Raw genomic sequence first — 336 nt, 5'->3', positions numbered from 1 at the left:
TCGCCGCCGGGTTCGGGATCAGCGAGTCCACCGCCCACGCCTACACCAGTGCGGTCGTCCACCTGCTCGCCGAACGAGCACCGGGTCTGCTCAAGGTTCTGCGCGAGAGCGACGCGGACTTCGTCCTGCTGGACGGCACGCTCGCCGAGTACGACCGAGTCGGCGACGGCCGGGCCGACTACTCCCACAAACACCGGCGCCACGGCGTGAACGTGCAGGTCGTCACCGACCCCGGCGGCCGGCTGCTGTGGCTCTCACCCGCCCTGCCGGGCCGGACTCACGACCTGACCGCAGCCCGCACCCACCGGATCATCCGGATCTGCGAGCGCCAGGGCG

General features: G+C 71.7%; 1 protein-coding gene. It reads left to right on the top strand.

Annotated features, from left to right (window positions below; genetic code table 11):
- On the top strand, positions 1-336 hold a 336-nt coding region (locus tag ADL12_RS25510; protein ID WP_159053299.1), incomplete at both ends, for a transposase family protein.

Origin of the sequence: Streptomyces regalis, assembly GCF_001509475.1 — a bacterium.
GTDB lineage: Bacteria > Actinomycetota > Actinomycetes > Streptomycetales > Streptomycetaceae > Streptomyces > Streptomyces regalis.
The sequence above is the reverse complement of the archived record's forward strand: the minus strand, read 5'-3'. Positions and strand labels throughout refer to the sequence as shown.